This window comes from Rhizobium centroccidentale, from assembly GCF_030182565.1.
In the GTDB taxonomy this organism is placed as follows: Bacteria; Pseudomonadota; Alphaproteobacteria; order Rhizobiales; family Rhizobiaceae; genus Rhizobium.
This window is the reverse complement of sequence record NZ_JAQJCG010000008.1, coordinates 54124-68691: the sequence shown is the minus strand read 5'-3', so window position 1 is coordinate 68691 and position 14568 is coordinate 54124. Positions and strand designations below refer to the sequence as shown.

General features: G+C 60.0%; 15 protein-coding genes. 4 read left to right on the top strand and 11 right to left on the bottom strand.

The features are described 5' to 3' along the window. Positions 1-162 precede the first annotated feature (162 nt). Positions 163-738 carry a TRAP transporter small permease subunit gene (locus PH562_RS12790; protein WP_113229562.1) on the top strand — a complete coding sequence of 192 codons (576 nt, stop codon included), beginning with the start codon at positions 163-165 and terminating at the stop codon, positions 736-738. Beyond that, positions 738-2507 (top strand): TRAP transporter large permease, encoded by a 1770-nt coding sequence (locus tag PH562_RS12785; RefSeq protein WP_285173455.1) that lies wholly within the window; start codon positions 738-740, stop codon positions 2505-2507. The genes PH562_RS12790 and PH562_RS12785 overlap by 1 nt, the downstream gene beginning before the upstream one ends. A 106-nt stretch (positions 2508-2613) precedes the next feature. Here PH562_RS12785 and dctP read toward each other — a convergent pair whose 3' ends face one another. From dctP to PH562_RS12755, 6 genes are all read right to left on the bottom strand, one after another. Then, on the bottom strand, positions 2614-3723 hold the full coding sequence (dctP, locus tag PH562_RS12780; RefSeq protein WP_015339378.1) for a TRAP transporter substrate-binding protein DctP: 1110 nt from the start codon (positions 3721-3723) through the stop codon (positions 2614-2616). 145 nt (positions 3724-3868) lie between these two features. Then, positions 3869-5929, bottom strand: a complete 2061-nt coding sequence (locus tag PH562_RS12775; protein ID WP_285173451.1) for a prolyl oligopeptidase family serine peptidase — start codon at positions 5927-5929, stop codon at positions 3869-3871. 118 nt (positions 5930-6047) lie between these two features. Beyond that, positions 6048-6941 carry a polysaccharide deacetylase family protein gene (locus PH562_RS12770; RefSeq protein WP_285173449.1) on the bottom strand — a complete coding sequence of 298 codons (894 nt, stop codon included), beginning with the start codon at positions 6939-6941 and terminating at the stop codon, positions 6048-6050. Between the two features lie 104 nt (positions 6942-7045). Beyond that, a complete protein-coding gene (locus tag PH562_RS12765; protein ID WP_285173447.1) occupies positions 7046-8935 on the bottom strand; it encodes an ABC-F family ATP-binding cassette domain-containing protein in 1890 nt (629 codons plus the stop codon). Between the two features lie 49 nt (positions 8936-8984). Further along, the gene (locus tag PH562_RS12760; protein ID WP_285173444.1) at positions 8985-9485 is read right to left on the bottom strand and encodes a hypothetical protein; all 501 of its coding nucleotides are present in this window, start codon (positions 9483-9485) and stop codon (positions 8985-8987) included. A 156-nt stretch (positions 9486-9641) separates the two neighbouring features. Next, positions 9642-10151 (bottom strand): DinB family protein, encoded by a 510-nt coding sequence (locus PH562_RS12755; protein ID WP_285173442.1) that lies wholly within the window; start codon positions 10149-10151, stop codon positions 9642-9644. Positions 10152-10343: 192 nt separating this feature from the next. Here PH562_RS12755 and ndk point away from each other — a divergent pair, with 192 nt between their 5' ends. Then, positions 10344-10766 (top strand): nucleoside-diphosphate kinase, encoded by a 423-nt coding sequence (gene ndk, locus PH562_RS12750; protein ID WP_113229569.1) that lies wholly within the window; start codon positions 10344-10346, stop codon positions 10764-10766. Between the two features lie 277 nt (positions 10767-11043). On the opposite strand, the gene PH562_RS12745 is transcribed toward ndk, so the two are convergent. Both PH562_RS12745 and PH562_RS12740 read right to left on the bottom strand, forming a co-directional pair. Next, entirely contained in the window at positions 11044-11565 is a 522-nt protein-coding gene (locus tag PH562_RS12745; RefSeq protein ID WP_285173439.1) for a hypothetical protein, read from the bottom strand. Next, the gene (locus PH562_RS12740; protein ID WP_285173437.1) at positions 11562-12110 is read right to left on the bottom strand and encodes a CGNR zinc finger domain-containing protein; all 549 of its coding nucleotides are present in this window, start codon (positions 12108-12110) and stop codon (positions 11562-11564) included. The genes PH562_RS12745 and PH562_RS12740 overlap by 4 nt, the downstream gene beginning before the upstream one ends. A gap of 67 nt (positions 12111-12177) precedes the next feature. On the opposite strand from PH562_RS12740, the gene PH562_RS12735 reads away from it, so the two are divergent. Continuing rightward, a complete protein-coding gene (locus tag PH562_RS12735) occupies positions 12178-13074 on the top strand; it encodes a branched-chain amino acid ABC transporter permease (RefSeq protein ID WP_285173435.1) in 897 nt (298 codons plus the stop codon). A gap of 3 nt (positions 13075-13077) precedes the next feature. Here PH562_RS12735 and PH562_RS12730 read toward each other — a convergent pair whose 3' ends face one another. The 3 genes from PH562_RS12730 to pgsA all read right to left on the bottom strand — a co-directional run bounded on the left by PH562_RS12730 (position 13078) and on the right by pgsA (position 14526). Then, entirely contained in the window at positions 13078-13545 is a 468-nt protein-coding gene (locus PH562_RS12730; protein ID WP_285173433.1) for a molybdenum cofactor biosynthesis protein MoaE, read from the bottom strand. A 139-nt stretch (positions 13546-13684) separates the two neighbouring features. Further along, the gene (moaD, locus tag PH562_RS12725) at positions 13685-13939 is read right to left on the bottom strand and encodes a molybdopterin converting factor subunit 1 (protein ID WP_285173431.1); all 255 of its coding nucleotides are present in this window, start codon (positions 13937-13939) and stop codon (positions 13685-13687) included. Beyond that, on the bottom strand, positions 13939-14526 hold the full coding sequence (pgsA, locus tag PH562_RS12720; RefSeq protein ID WP_285173429.1) for a CDP-diacylglycerol--glycerol-3-phosphate 3-phosphatidyltransferase: 588 nt from the start codon (positions 14524-14526) through the stop codon (positions 13939-13941). The genes moaD and pgsA overlap by 1 nt, the downstream gene beginning before the upstream one ends. Between the last annotated feature and the right edge of the window lie 42 nt (positions 14527-14568).

Genomic DNA, 14568 nt, shown 5'->3' with positions numbered 1-14568 from the left:
CGGCAAATCGCAAATGCAGGCATCGGGTCTAATCTTAGACCATTGTACCCATGCGTCATCATGCTTGGAAAACGGGTACCGGCTCTTGATTCACAGCCTGAAATCGGCACTCTTCCGCTGTGCAGCCAAAAGATCCGGGAAGAATCGCTGCGGGGGGAAATCATGAAAACATTGCTCGGCTTCAGCCGAATCGTTGACTATGTAACTGAGATCATTGGAAAATCAGTCTCATGGCTTATCCTGGTTGCCGTCTTGGTCAGCGCCGGAAACGCGATTGTCCGTAAGATTTTCAACACTTCATCCAACGCCTGGCTTGAAGCGCAATGGTATCTGTTCGGTGCCGCCTTCATGCTCGCCGCCGCCTATACGCTGCGCCAAAACGAGCATATCCGCATCGACATCGTCTATGGCTCGCTGCCGCGCCGCGTGCAGCACTGGATTGATCTCCTCGGCCACTGCCTGTTCCTGATGCCCTTCGTGCTGTTGATGGTCTACGATCTCGTGCCCTATGTCCGCACCTCCTTCCTGTCGGGAGAGGTTTCCTCGAGCGCCGGCGGCCTGATCATCTGGCCGGGCAAGGCGCTGCTGCTGGCGGGCTTCTTTCTGCTGGCGCTGCAGGGGATCTCGGAGATCATCAAGAAGATCGCAGTCATGCGCGGCGATATGGATGATCCGACACCCTATGTGCCGACGCATGCGCCGCTCGATGTCGAAACCCCGGCCGGGGAGGCGCGCTGATGATCGAATTCATTGCCGTGAACATGGCGCCGATCATGTTCGCCTCGCTCATTATTTTCCTGCTTCTGGGTTATCCGGTCGCCTTTGCGCTTGCTGCGAATGGGCTGCTGTTCTTCTGGATCGGCGTCGAGCTCGCCCCCTATTCGGGAGGCACCATCAATCTCTCATGGCCGCTCCTCAATGCTCTTCCCGATCGGTTTTGGGGGGTGATGTCGAACGATACGTTGCTGGCGATCCCGTTCTTCACCTTCATGGGTATCGTGCTGGAGCGATCCGGCATGGCCGAAGATCTGCTCGACACGATCGGCCAGCTGTTCGGGCCGATCCGTGGCGGTCTTGCCTATGCGGTGATTTTCGTCGGTGCGTTGCTGGCGGCTACCACTGGTGTCGTTGCGGCCTCGGTTATCGCCATGGGTCTGATCTCCCTGCCGATCATGCTGCGCTATGGCTATGACAGGCGGGTCGCCTCCGGCGTCATCGCCGCCTCGGGCACGCTGGCGCAGATCATCCCGCCGTCGCTCGTCCTGATCGTGCTTGCCGACCAGCTCGGCCGTTCCGTCGGCGACATGTATGCCGGCGCTCTTATTCCCGGCCTGGTGCTGACCGGTCTCTACATGCTCTACGTGCTGATCATGTCGATCGTGAAGCCGAACTCCATGCCGGCCTTGCCGAAGGAGGCTCGCTCGCTCGGCTCCGGCGTTACCTCTTTGCTCGTCGCCCTGCTGATCTGCGCCGGCGTGGCCTATGCCGCCCACATCTATCTGACCCCGACCTATGGCGGGGATGCGGATATTCTCGGTGCCACCGTCGGCGTTGCCTTCATCTATGCCATTGCAGTCCTGGACAAGGGGCTGAAGTTCAACGTGATGTCCCGGCTGGCGCAGCAAGTCATCATCGTCCTCATCCCGCCATTGGCGCTGATCTTCCTCGTTCTAGGCACGATCTTTCTCGGCATCGCGACGCCGACGGAGGGTGGCGCCATGGGGGCAGTGGGTGCGCTGGCGATGGCCGCTGCCAAAGGCCGGCTGAACATGGAGGTCATCCGCTCGGCTCTGACCTCCACGACAAGGCTTTCGGCTTTCGTACTGTTCATCCTGATCGGCTCGCGCGTCTTTTCGCTGACCTTCTATGGCGTCAACGGCCATGTCTGGGTCGAGCATCTGCTGGTGTCGCTGCCCGGCGGCGAGGTCGGCTTCCTGATCGCTGTCAACCTCCTCGTCTTTGTGCTGGCCTTCTTCCTCGACTTCTTCGAGCTTGCCTTCATCATCGTGCCGCTGCTGGCGCCTGCGGCCGACAAGCTCGGCATCGACCTCATCTGGTTCGGTGTCCTGCTCGGCGTCAACATGCAGACGAGCTTCATGCACCCGCCCTTCGGTTTCGCGCTGTTCTATCTCCGCTCGGTCGCTGCCCGCGTGCCCTATCTCGACAGGGTGACGGGCAAGCAGATCGCGCCCGTCACGACGGGCCAGATCTATTGGGGATCCGTGCCCTTCGTCGGCATCCAGATCCTGATGGTGGCATTGACGATCATGTTCCCGCAGATGGTCATGCACTACAAGGGAGCGGGAACGGGTATCGATCCCAACACGATCAAGATCGACGTCCCCGGCTTCGGCGTACCCGGCCAGGACAATGGCGGCGGCCTCGGTCTGCCGGGTCTGCAGCTTCCAGGCGGCAATCCCCTTGACGGCAAGCCGGCGGATCAGGGCGGCGGCAATCAGCCGAAGCCGCCAGCCAACGATCTCAGCCAACCTCCGTCTTTTAATTGATGCACACGGCGCGCATCGGCCTGCTTGTCGACCCAACACAACGAAAAACCCCGGAGCGTGAACTGACCCCGCTCCGAGGTTTCCTCTTTTGGGATCGGCTATTCGATCAAATCTTCCCAGAGCGCTGCAGCGTCATCATGTAGACGTCGTAGCTGTATTCGGCGACCTGGGTATAGAGATAGTGCTGGCCGCGGAAGCCCTTGATCGATTCCCAAATCTTCTTGAAGGTCGGGTTGTTGGCTTCCATCTCGGCATAGACCTCGTTGGCTTTGTCGAAGCAGGCATTCATGATCTCGGTGCTGAAGGGCCTAAGCTTCGCCCCTTCGGCAACGACCCGCTTGATGGCGGCCGGGTTCAGGTAATCGTATTTCTGCAGCATGTTCGCGTCCGTCGCCTGCGCGGCCGTGCGCAGCAGCGATTGATAGGCCTTCGGCAAGCCTTCATAGGCGGCCTTGTTGAACATGACATGCACCGTCGGGCCGCCTTCCCACCAGCCGGGATAATAGTAATAGGGTGCAACCTTGTAGAAGCCGAGCTTCTCGTCGTCATAGGGGCCGACCCATTCGGCCGCATCAATCGTACCTTTTTCAAGCGCCGGATAGATATCGCCGCCGGCGATCTGCTGCGGCACGACGCCGAGGCGTTCGACCACCTTGCCGGCAAAGCCGCCGATGCGCATCTTCAGGCCCTTGAGATCGGCAACCGTGTTGATTTCCTTGCGGAACCAGCCGCCCATCTGCACGCCGGTATTACCGGCCGGGAAGCCGATCAGCCCCTGCGTCGCCAGGAATTCGTTGAACATGTCGATGCCGCCGCCGTGATATTGCCAGGCATTCATGCCGCGGGCGTTGAGCGCGAAAGGAACGGCAGCTCCCAAGGCCCAGACCGGATCCTTGCCCCAATAATAATAGGCGACCGAATGGCAGGCCTCGACGGTTCCGGCCGAGGTCGCGTCGGCCGCCTGCAGACCGGGCACGATTTCGCCGGCCGCAAACACCTGGATGTTGAAATTGCCGTCTGTGGCTTCAGACACATATTTCGACAGCACTTCGCCGCCGCCATAGATCGTATCGAGCGATTTCGGAAACGACGATGTCAGGCGCCAATTGATCTTCGGATTGCTCTGGGCAATGGCCGGAGCAGCAAGCGTTGCGGCAGCTGCCACCGAACCAGCACCGGCGACGCCGGCCTTGCGCAGAAATGAACGACGATCCATCTATTACTCCCCCCGGATACGAGCGGGCGGGCTCGCCCGCTCTTCGTGATCACGGCTGCAGCTAATCACGCCCCTCGACGCGTTTCAAGCGTATCGGAAGCTCGTGCAACCATTGATTTTTGCTCGAATCCGGAAGAGGGGCGGCCTAGAGGTTTTTGCCTTTCACGATCGTTTCCCGCAGGAAGCTGTAGCCCAGCGCGGTACGTGTCGCGCGTTCCGTCGAAGCGCCGTCGCCGCCATGGCCACCCGAGCCGAATTCGTGGAACAGCGGGTGATGGCCGAGCGCTTCCAACTGGGCCCCAAACCGCCGGGCATGCGAGGGATGAACCCGGTCGTCATTGCTCGAGCTTTCGATGTAGATCGACGGATAAGTGATCTCGGAGGTGGGCTTGACATTGTGCAGGGGCGAATAGGTCAGCAGGTAATCGCGGTCCGCCGGATTGTCGGGATCGCCATATTCGTCGATCCAGGCTTTTCCAGCCGGGAAGACATGGAAGCGGGTCATGTCCAAGACAGGCACCTGGCACCAAATCGCGCCGAAATCCTGCGGATAGCGTGTCGTCATGACGCCGGTCAGCAAACCTCCATTGCTGCCGCCATTGCCGGCAATGCGCGATGGCTTGGTGTAGCCGCGGGCGACGAGATCGCGGGCAATAGCCGCAAAGTCCGCGAACGCTTTGTGGCGCCCGTGCCCTTTGGCGGCACGGTGCCAGTTCGGCCCGAATTCGCCGCCGCCGCGAATATAGGCCATGACATAGGCGTTGCCTTGCTCCAGCCAGCGGCCAATGACGCCGGAATAATAGGGGCCAAGTGAGACGTCGAAGCCGCCATAGCCATACATCAGCACCGGCAACTCGCCCTTGGTCCAGTTCTTCGGCAGCACGATATGATAGGGTACCTTCGTGCCGTCTTCGGAAGTGGCTTCCAGCAGGATGGAACTCATGCCTTCGCTGTCGAAATAGGTCGGCGAACTGGCAATGTGCTTGAGTTCAAGCGGAGTCTGCCGATCGCCAAGATCCAACCTGTAGGAGGAGGGCGGCTGCAGAAAGCCGGCGCCATAGACCTGCAGCGTATCGTCGCCGAGATGCAGATCGGAATAAAGCGGTGCGACCGACACCGTCTGAACATCCGCAGGCAGCGCGATTTCGCGGATTTCGGCATCGGTCCTGGTCAGATCGAGAACGAAGAGATGCGGTTGCATATTGTCCGAGACGATGAAGACGCACCATTCGCGCAGCAGCAGGAATTGCGAAACCGACTGCCGCTCATTGGGCGAAAACAGGATGCGTCTTTCATCAGCATCGGTCTCGCCGGCCTCCCGCGGTAGGGGCTGCAGGGCCAGGCTGCCGGCTGGAAGCCGTTCGTCGGTCTTGGCAAGCCAGATCAGATGGGAATGGTTGAACCTGAACTCGGCATCCTTCGGCAGGTCGATCCGTCGCAGCGAACCGTCCCCGTTCTCGATGAAGTGGCTGGCGCTGCCGATTTCATGACCCGCGCTGAAGATCCGGATCGGCTTGGCCTCACCTTCCGCTGCAAGACCGGCAAGCTGCGGATCGAAGATCGAACAGGAGCCATAGATGTCGCTGTCATCGGCGGCATAGAGCACCGGCGCATCCGCCGGCGACTGTCCGCGTTTCAGGCGGCGGCCGACGCGCGGCCAGCCGGAACGCGTCGAGGATTCGCGGTCGATGGAGCCGAAATAGGCGATTTCGTCGCGGCCGAGCCAGGTCGCGTGACTGCGCACGGCCGGCGTGTCGAAGCCGCCTTCGACGATGCTCTTCGTCTCGCAATCGAATTCGAGCATGCGAATGGGATCGGAGCCGCCATCGGAAAGGCAAAGCAGCACCCGCGTCGGCTCCCAGGGGCAGGTGATGGCGCCGCGCCAGAGCCATTTCCTGCCCTCTTTTGCGCAGAAGGCGTCGAGATCGAAGATCGGTTCCCAGGGAGCATCGGGCAGAGGGGCAAGATCGGCCGGTAGCCGATACCAGCGACCGAGCGGATGATCGGCGCTGCGATGAAAATCGAACAGCCAGTTGCTGCGCCGGGTGGTAGTGATCAGCCGATCCTCGCGTTCGATCATCTCCTTGATCGCGTTGCGATCCGCCTCGAATTCCGGCGTCTTCAGCAGCCGCTCGGAGTCCGCATCCATTTTGGCGACGAATTGCAAGGTTTGCGGATCGTCGTCGCGTTCAAGGTGGAGGTGCATGGCGGCTCCGGATTCTATTGCTGATAGTGATGAGGCATCAGCAAATCAAAATAAGGGCGCAGAAGCAACCGTGCATCCGCGCCCTTATTGTCCATGGATTTTTCGGTATTGACCCGCCTTAGCGGACCATCTTGGTATCAGCCTGTGCGACCAGATTGGTCGCCGGGGCCGGTTCGCGCTTGTATTTCAGCGTGACGACCTTGTAGCCCTCATTTTCCAGCCGGCGCAGGAGAACAGGCAGCATTCTGACAGTGCGCTGATGGATGTCGTGCATCAGAACGATGCCGCGGCCGCGCTGATGGAGCTGCTTCATGGTGCGATCGACCACCGAGGCGGGCGTCGAGGTGAAGTAATCCTTGCTGTCGATATCCACGTCCATGACGATCATGTCGCGGGCCGCGATGGCGGAGCGCAGGCGCTTGGAGTCGGCAAGATAGGGGAAGCGAAAGAAGGGAACATCTGTGCCGATCGCTTTGGTGACAGCATCCTTGCCGCGGGCGATCTCGGTCATCGCCGCATCGAAGGTCATCTTGTCGAGATCGGGATGGCGGAAGGTGTGGCTGCCGATCGCATCGCCATGCGCAAGCACCTCGCGTGCCGTCGCCGGATGAGCCTGCGCCATTTCGCCGACCATCATGAAGGCGGCCTTGACGCCGAATTTGTCGAGCGTAGCGAGAATGCGCTCCGTCTTACCGGGAGCCGGGCCATCGTCGAAGGTCAGGATGACCTCCTTGTCGGCGAGCCTGATATCCTTGAGCGAAGAGACTTCCAGCGTGCGGCCGGCAAGATTGTGCGGGCCGCTCATACCTGTCAAATCATCCCGGGTTTCGAGATCGGCGACGAGCCATTTCTTCGGCTCCATCTCGATGGGATCATTGGCCTTCAGAGGCTTGTGACGCGGCTCTTCGGCGGCATAGCTGCTCTTGAGCGACGCTTCATTGCCTGGTTTCGTGGCGCATCCTCCAAGAGCCAGAGACACGGCGAGACCAGCCAGCAACACACGGTAGTTCATCAGAATCGCTCAACAATATGTCTATGAAAGTTGAGCGCATTTTCTGCAGTTATGGTTAATGATCGGTTAGGAGCGGCCGCGAATTCCTTAACCAGTTGTCAGTTTCAGCCGGCCATCGCGCTTTCATATTCCGATGAAAGTTCCAGCCACTGCTCCTCGGCCGCGGCGAGCTTTTCAGCAGCATCAGAGCGCTGCTTTGCCTTTTCCGCAGCCTTTGCCGGCGTCTTCTCGTAGAGGGCGGGATCCGCAAGTTCTGCATCAAGAGTCTGAATCAGTTTCTCAAGCTTGCCGGTCAAGGATTCGATTTCGTTGATCTTCTTCTTGAGCGGCGCCAGCGAAGCACGACGGTCGGCATTAAGCTTGCGTTGATCCGCCTTTGAAACGGAATCGTCGCCCGCACTCGCCTTGGCTTTGTCGTCCTTGGCTTTCGGGCTGGCGACAACGAGGCTGCGGTATTCTTCCAAGTCGCCGTCGAAGGTCGTGACGGTGCCATCGCGCACCAGCCAGAGCCGGTCGACGGTGGCTTCGATCAGATGGCGGTCGTGCGAGATCAGTATGACGGCGCCGGAATAATCGTTCAGCGCCTGGATCAGCGCATTGCGGCTGTCGATATCGAGATGGTTCGTCGGTTCGTCGAGGATCAGCAGATTCGGTGCGTCGAAGGCGGCAAGGCCCATCAGAAGGCGTGCCTTCTCGCCGCCGGAGAGATCCTTGACCTGCGTGTCCATCTTCTCCGTCGCCAAGCCCATCTGCGCAACGCGGGCTCGTACCTTGGCTTCCGGCGTTTCGAGCATGCGGCGGCGTACATGTTCTACAGCCGTCTGGTTGGGGACGAGATCGTCGAGCTGATGCTGGGCGAAGAAGCCGATCTTCAGGTTCGGCGCTAGCCTGACTTCGCCGCTCTCCGCGCCCAGCCGGCCCGAAATGAACTTCGCGAAGGTCGATTTGCCGTTGCCGTTGGAGCCGAGCAGCGCGATGCGGTCGTCGGCGTCGATACGCAGGTTCAGCCGTTTCAGGATCGGCTTTTCCGGCTCATAGCCGACGGCACCACCGCTGATCGCGATGATCGGTGAGGCGGGCTGCTTCTCCGGCTCCGGAAAGCTGAAGCCCATCACATGATCTTCGATGACAGCCGCGACCGTTCCCATCCGCTCCAGCGCCTTGACGCGCGACTGTGCCTGCCGCGCCTTCGAGGCCTTGGCCTTGAAGCGGTCGATGAAGCTCTGCAGATGCTTGCGCGCCGCGTCGTTCTTCGCCTTCGCCTTCATCTGCAACTCGTCGGCTTCAGCCTTCTGCCGCTCGAACTGATCGTAGGAGCCGCGATAGAAGGTAAGCTTCTTGTGGTCGAGATGCACGATGGAGTTGACGGCCGTGTTCAAAAGATCGCGGTCGTGCGAGATGATGATGACCGTGTGCGGATAGCGGCGGATGTAGTCCTCCAGCCAGAGCGTGCCTTCAAGGTCGAGATAGTTCGTCGGTTCGTCGAGCAGCAACAGATCCGGCTCGGAAAACAAGACAGCCGCGAGCGCGACGCGCATGCGCCAGCCGCCGGAGAAGGAGGAGGCAGGGCGCTTTTGCGCCTCGTGGTCGAAACCGAGGCCGGCAAGGATGCTGGCGGCGCGTGCTTCGGCCGAATGTGCGTCGATATCGGCAAGCCGCGTCTGGATGTCGGCGATGCGGTGCGGATCGGTCGCGGTTTCAGCTTCCGCGAGCAGAGCGGAGCGCTCCTTGTCCGCTGCGAGGACGATATCGATCAGGGGCTCCTCGGTGCCGGGGGCCTCCTGCGCGACCTGGCCGATGCGGGCATTGCGAGGGATCGAGACAGAGCCGCTTTCGGCTGCGAGATCGCCGGTGATGATCCTGAACAGCGTGGATTTGCCAGCACCGTTCTTGCCGACGAGGCCAGCCTTCGTGCCCGCCGGAAGCGTCACGCTGGCATGATCGATGAGAAGGCGGCCGGCAATGCGGGCGGAAAGGTCTGAAATCGAAATCATGGCGCGGTTTTGGCCGAACTCGGCGCCGAAGGCAAGAGTGGGAAGGCGCTTAGGTGCCGGCCTTTTGCGAGGATTTCGAGAGGTTGGCGCAGTTGCGCAGCCGCTCCATCAATTCCGTCTCATAGAGCATGAGGTTGCTCAGCGAGGCATTGAGACTGTCGAGTGCAGCATCGGCATGAGGGGTCGCGTCGATCTTCCGAGCAAAATGCTGCTTCTTCATCAGTCCCTTGGCAAGCTGATCTGCGACTTCGCGCAGCATTTCGGCCGCATCGCTTTCCGATTTGCGCGCCACCAGCCCGCAATGGCTGACGAGGCGATACTTCAGGCCGATCTCGTCGAGCCCGCTTTGCGAGGGAAGGGGGCCAAGCGCCTCGATTTCTTCGGCAAGACGGCGATCCTGCCCATAAAGCGCCTCGTAAAAGAGCTGATAATTTCGCGGCAGGTTCTTTATCTTCAGCCGCGTCATGAAGCGGCCGATGATCTCAAGCTCGGTTTCCGTTTCATCATCATCGATGGAATATGCCGAAACGCTTGTCTGCGAGTTCTTCATGCCTGCCTTTGACCGTGAGCTGATATATCTCGTCAATTTGCAGGTTCGCAGGTTAAGGGAACATGAACAAAATGCCTTATTCACGCTGTGTCGCAACAAAATGAGGCAGGTGCTCAACGCTTTGGCGAAAGCGGAAAATAGCCGTTCGCTTCTCGCTCACATCCAGCGTGTCCCTTCACCGCGCAGGAAGTTCAGCAGGTCCAGCACCAGCGACGGTTTGCCCATGGATGTAAGGATGGTATGGCATTGGCCGCGGTGATGAGTGTGGTGATTGAACATATGGGACACCGCCGCATGGAGGGGAACGGTAATGGCGCCCGGCCGCAGGATCGAGGTATAGGTGATGTCGACAGCAAGCGCATCGGCATCGAGCGTTTCCAGCCAGGTGATGATATTTCGGTCTTCCGCCTCCCGTAGGCTGTAGAGTCCTTCAAGCGTGTCATGCAGGACGGTATCGAGTGACGCCGGCACCCCGCCGGTGCCGTTAAAACGGTGCATCCACAGCCGGTCCGCTATCAGCAGATGGTTCAGCGTTCCGTGGAGCGAGCCGAAGAAGGCGCCGCGGTTTTCATTGAATTCGGCAGCACTGAGTTCGGCGGCGGCATTGTAGACCTGAACATTGGCCCAACGATTATAGTCGGCAAGCATCCTGAAATGTTTGAGCATATGCGTCTCCTCTTATAGTGGCGGTGATGTTATCGCGAAGTTCGGTGGCGGGCAGCTGCTTCGTCGCCCAGCGGATCGCGAATCGACCGCTCCGACTGTGACAGCGGCGTGAAATTGGCCGATCCCCCTTGTTTTCGGGCCTTGGGGCAGGTAAAGACCGCCCACTTTTCTCTGATTACAAGGAATGGACCCATGGCGATTGAACGTACTTTCTCGATGATCAAGCCGGATGCGACGAAGCGCAACCTGACCGGCGCCATCACCAAGGTTTTTGAAGATAACGGCCTGCGCGTCATCGCCTCCAAGCGCGTCTGGATGAGCAAGCGCGAAGCAGAAGGCTTCTACGCCGTTCACAAGGAACGTCCGTTCTTCGGCGAACTCGTCGAAGGCATGACCTCCGGCCCGACCATCGTTCAGGTTCTGGAAGGCGAAAACGCCATCCTGAAGAACCGCGAGATCATGGGTGCAACCAACCCGGCCAACGCTGCCGAAGGCACGATCCGCAAGACCTTCGCTCTGTCGATCGGCGAAAACTCCGTTCACGGCTCGGACGCTCCGGAAACGGCTGCTGTCGAAATCGCTTACTGGTTCTCCGAAACCGAAATCGTCGGCTGAATCAGCCTTTCAGCTTCTGCGCTGAACGATTTGAATTGACTCATGAAAGCCGGGACTTCGCATCCCGGCTTTTTTCATGCTGGGCACGATAGACTCCCTCTCCCCGCCCGCGGGGAGAGGGCTGGGGTGAGGGGCAGCAGACTATCGGCTGGATGGAAGATCGTGATCTGTTCCGCGTGGGAAGAGCAGCTGTTCACGCACCTTTATTGCCTCCAGCGAACGGCCCCTCACCCTAACCCTCTCCCCGCGGGTGGGGGAGGGGACTATTCCGCACCCTTCATGCCGGACATGAGGCATCATGCCCGTAATCGGCGCTGCCATCGCCCTTGAAGACATCTGGATTGGCGGTATAGACCGGGCCGACGACCAGCGGCTTCGTCGGCAGCACCGTCTGGTCGAGATCGGATTTGACCTCGGTCTTGATCGTCTGGATCGTCTTGTCGCTGGCATCGATCAGCTTGATCGAGACGGAGTAAGGGCGGTCCTTGCGGACGCAATGGAGATCCGGGCTTTCCAGCGTTATCTTGTCCCAGAACGTATAGATCTTCTGGTTGACGACAAGCGGATCGCCGCCGGCCGGATTTTCAAATTCCGCGATCGCCTTTGTTCCTTCAGGGATCGGGGCGATCTTCTTGAGTGTGATCATGTAGCTAGCGCTCGCCACCCGATAGTTGAAGACGAAGAGGCGACCGGTAAGCTGGGTCGGTCCCTCATCGTCTTTCCGCTGGCAGCCGGCCAGTCCTAGGCCGGCGATGATCGCGACACTTATCGTTGTCAGCACAATCCTTCTTATTGTCATGGCGCAGTCTCCTCCTTCTTGCGCCGGTAGTGCCGGCTGGCTTTGGCCCGGTTGCCGCAAACCGCCATGTCGCACCAGGCGCGGCTCCTGTTCTTGCTGCGGTCGATAAAAAGCCAGCCGCAGTTGCGGCATATTTTCATTCGTTCCTGATCGGGCATGGCGATGAGGCGCAAGGTCGAATGGACTGTCGCGGCATCGAGCCCATCGGATGAGGCGCGCTTCAGGACCCCAGCCAATGCCGCAAGCAGATCGGCGAGCAGCAGATCCGCAGCCTCTCCGAGAACACGCGCCCGGAAATAACGATCGATCAATTCGCGGAGGGCGATGAAATCGGCGCGATTTTCCCGCTTCACCGGCAGGATATCGCCGAAGAGCGCCCGCTCCGCGCAGAAATTGGCTGCCGCCTTCGGAAAGCTATCCATCTGCCCTGCCGCCTCGAAACGGTCGATCCGGCGCTCGTCGTCATGGCGCAGGATCACGCTGTTGGCAACGTCGAGCGCAAGCGCGCCACCGGAGAAGCGATGTGGGGTCCAGGTAAAGCTCATGACGAAAATTATAACTGGTAAAATTCATTTTGCCAGTTACTATTTATCTGTTCTTCGGAGGAGTCGAATGGCCTATCTTCTGCAGCAATTGGCGAATGCCGTTCCGCTCGCTGCACTTTATGCGACGCTGGCCTTCGGCTATTCCATTGCCTTCGGGGTCATGAAGCGGGCCGATATCACCTATGGCGCGCTGTTCGCCTTTGCCGGCCAGATGCTCGTGCTCTTCACCGATGTCGGCTACACCAAGATGTATCTTGTCCTGCCGGCCGCCTTCGCCTTCGGTGCCGTCATCGCCGTCGGTTACACGATCGGCACCAGCTTTCTCGTCGGCCACGCGATCATGCTGCCGCTGTCGCGCAAATCGCCAAATACCGTGATCGTCGCAGCACTCGGCATGATGATCATCCTGATGGAAACGGCGCGGCTTGCCTCGAATACGCGCGGCATCTGGTTGCCGCCCTTCCTGAACGGCGCAATCGTCTTCTGGGATAGCGGCGGTTTCCGTGTGACGCTGACGGAAATTCAGCTGCTCAACACGGCGTTGATGATCCTTGTCATCCTCTCAGGCGCCTATGTGCTGAAATTCACCGGATGGGGCCGCATCTGGCGGGCAGTGACGGACGATTCCCTTGCCGCCGAGCTTTGCGGGGCGAGCGCCAACCGTGTCTTTCTGCTGGCCTATGTAGCGTCAGCCCTGGTGGCAACCATCTGCGGCCTGCTCGCCACCTCCTATTACGGAACGATGGATTTCGGGGCAGGGCTGATGTTCGGGCTGAAGGTCCTGATGATCGCGGCGGTCGGCGGCTACTCCGATCCACTGAAATCGGCGGGCGGGGCAGCACTTCTTGGACTGACGGAGACGATGTGGGGTGCTTACGGCCCCTTCCTGTGGCGTGATTTCGTCATCTTCTCGCTGCTCGTCCTGCTGCTGGTCCTGAGCCGTCGCGAAAGAGTGGTGCCCTGAAGCTTACGTGTCACCGGCCCACTTGGCCCGCGCGGCATCGTCGGCATCCCTGGCCGAAACCCAGCCGCCTTCTTCGCCATTCTTGCCATGCTCCTTTTTCCAGAAGGGGGCAGAGGTCTTCAGAAAATCCATGACAAAATTGGCGCCGTCGAAGGCGGCCTGCCGATGCGGTGCCGCGGCAATGACGAGCACGATGTTCTCGCCCGGCGGAATCTTGCCGTAGCGATGGATGGCGGTCAGGCCGAGAAGTTCGAAACGCTCGATGGCGAGTCTGGCGATGCGGGTGATCTCCGCCTCCGCCATACCGGGGTAGTGCTCGAGTTCGAGGGCGCCCAATGTGCCGCCTTCGTCACGGCAAAGCCCCGAGAAGGTGACGACTGCGCCGATATCGTGCCGCCCGGAGGTTAGTTGGCCGATCTCCGCCTGGAGATCGAAATCCTCCCGCTGGACTTTGACGAATGGTGAAATCATCGCAATTCCTTGATCGGCTTCGCAAATATGCTGAGGTGCCTCTCGACCCTTCGCCAAGGCATCCTGAGCCTGCCGAAGGGGCGTTCGTCGCTGCAATCGATTCACTGGATCGATTGCTCGGGCGTTGCCCGACCGCTTCTCACCCCCCTGTCATCGGCGGGAAGAGGCCGATTTCACGCGCTCCGACGATCGGCTCATCGTGCTCGGCGTGCTCCATATTGATCGCGACACGGATCGCCTGCGGGAATTGAAGTGCGGCCTCGTATTCCTCGCCCAAGCCCTTCAAATGACTCAGGAGATCGCCGACGGTGACGACATCGGCGGGAAGGGAAATCTCTTCCTCGGCCTTGCCGATCCGCTCGCGCACCCAGGCGAAATAGACGAGTTTCGTCATCACTCTTCATCCACGACATGCTTCAGCCCGGCCCGGAAATAATCATAGCCGGTATAGATGGTCAAAAGCGCTGCGACCCAGAGCAGGACGATGCCCATCTCCGTCGTATAGGGTAGCACCTTGTCGCCTGCCGGCCCAGCCAGAAGGAAGGCGATAGCGACGAGCTGGGCGGTCGTCTTCCATTTCGCGATGCGCGTCACGGGGACGCTGACTTTCAGCGCCGCCAGATATTCGCGCAGGCCCGAAACCAGGATTTCGCGGCAGAGGATGATGATGGCGGCCCAGAGCGACCAGCCGGCGATAGTGCCGTCGGCGGCGACCAGAAGCAGGATGGCCGAGACTAGCAACTTGTCGGCGATCGGATCGAGCATCCGGCCGATATTGGAGGTCTGGTTCCAGATGCGTGCGAGATAGCCGTCGAGGAAATCGGTGATCGAGGCGACGACGAAGATCCAGAGCGCGACCCAGCGCGCGAAATCCGAACCCTCCAGCTTGCCCTCGACGAAGAAGCATAGAACGATCAGGGGTACGCAGATAATGCGGCCGTAGGTGAGCAGATTGGGGATGCTGTAAGCGCGCGAAGCCATGGAAATCGTTTCGTTTCTGTTGTCTCGACCGAACCGGCCTGG

What these genes read in the sequence shown, in the direction of transcription:
- PH562_RS12785 (WP_285173455.1), top strand. Translation starts at nt 738, where the DNA reads ATGATCGAATTCATTGCCGTGAACATGGCGCCGATCATGTTCGCCTCG.
- PH562_RS12770 (WP_285173449.1), bottom strand. Translation starts at nt 6,941, where the DNA reads ATGAACTACCGTGTGTTGCTGGCTGGTCTCGCCGTGTCTCTGGCTCTT.
- PH562_RS12765 (WP_285173447.1), bottom strand. Translation starts at nt 8,935, where the DNA reads ATGATTTCGATTTCAGACCTTTCCGCCCGCATTGCCGGCCGCCTTCTC.
- ndk (WP_113229569.1), top strand. Translation starts at nt 10,344, where the DNA reads ATGGCGATTGAACGTACTTTCTCGATGATCAAGCCGGATGCGACGAAG.
- PH562_RS12760 (WP_285173444.1), bottom strand. Translation starts at nt 9,485, where the DNA reads ATGAAGAACTCGCAGACAAGCGTTTCGGCATATTCCATCGATGATGAT.
- PH562_RS12735 (WP_285173435.1), top strand. Translation starts at nt 12,178, where the DNA reads ATGGCCTATCTTCTGCAGCAATTGGCGAATGCCGTTCCGCTCGCTGCA.
- PH562_RS12745 (WP_285173439.1), bottom strand. Translation starts at nt 11,565, where the DNA reads ATGACAATAAGAAGGATTGTGCTGACAACGATAAGTGTCGCGATCATC.
- PH562_RS12740 (WP_285173437.1), bottom strand. Translation starts at nt 12,110, where the DNA reads ATGAGCTTTACCTGGACCCCACATCGCTTCTCCGGTGGCGCGCTTGCG.
- PH562_RS12755 (WP_285173442.1), bottom strand. Translation starts at nt 10,151, where the DNA reads ATGCTCAAACATTTCAGGATGCTTGCCGACTATAATCGTTGGGCCAAT.
- PH562_RS12775 (WP_285173451.1), bottom strand. Translation starts at nt 5,929, where the DNA reads ATGCACCTCCACCTTGAACGCGACGACGATCCGCAAACCTTGCAATTC.
- PH562_RS12790 (WP_113229562.1), top strand. Translation starts at nt 163, where the DNA reads ATGAAAACATTGCTCGGCTTCAGCCGAATCGTTGACTATGTAACTGAG.
- PH562_RS12730 (WP_285173433.1), bottom strand. Translation starts at nt 13,545, where the DNA reads ATGATTTCACCATTCGTCAAAGTCCAGCGGGAGGATTTCGATCTCCAG.
- dctP (WP_015339378.1), bottom strand. Translation starts at nt 3,723, where the DNA reads ATGGATCGTCGTTCATTTCTGCGCAAGGCCGGCGTCGCCGGTGCTGGT.
- moaD (WP_285173431.1), bottom strand. Translation starts at nt 13,939, where the DNA reads ATGACGAAACTCGTCTATTTCGCCTGGGTGCGCGAGCGGATCGGCAAG.
- pgsA (WP_285173429.1), bottom strand. Translation starts at nt 14,526, where the DNA reads ATGGCTTCGCGCGCTTACAGCATCCCCAATCTGCTCACCTACGGCCGC.